Below are 310 nucleotides of genomic sequence, written 5' to 3'. Positions count from 1 at the left end.
ATTCCTAAGTACAGAAACCATTTGATTTCTAATTGATTAGGCGATCTCCACAGTTCCTGCGGTTGAGATGCGTTTGGCTTCGTTTCTAAGATTAAGTCCTGCGTTAAGATCTCGATTGTGATGAGTGCCGCACGAGGGGCAATCCCATTCACGCAAGGCGAGATTCTTAACGGCTTTGTTTTGGTATCCACAACGTGAACAGAGTTGAGAACTAGCGAATGTCTTCGATACGACAATGACTTGTTTACCGTACCATTTTGCTTTGTACTCAAGCATCGTTCTGAATTGTGACCAACTCACTTCGCTAATG

At 43.5% G+C, this 310-nt stretch carries 1 protein-coding gene; it reads right to left on the bottom strand.

Going from position 1 to position 310, the window contains the following annotated elements; translation table 11 throughout:
• Nucleotides 1-36 precede the first annotated feature (36 nt).
• Nucleotides 37-310 (bottom strand): zinc ribbon domain-containing protein (locus GJU41_RS24555; RefSeq protein WP_154319811.1); only part of this gene is annotated, 274 nt, incomplete at its 5' end.

It is taken from the genome of Metabacillus idriensis (genome assembly GCF_009674765.1).
Classification (GTDB): domain Bacteria; phylum Bacillota; class Bacilli; order Bacillales; family Bacillaceae; genus Bacillus_P; species Bacillus_P idriensis.
The sequence above is the reverse complement of the archived record's forward strand: the minus strand, read 5'-3'. Positions and strand labels throughout refer to the sequence as shown.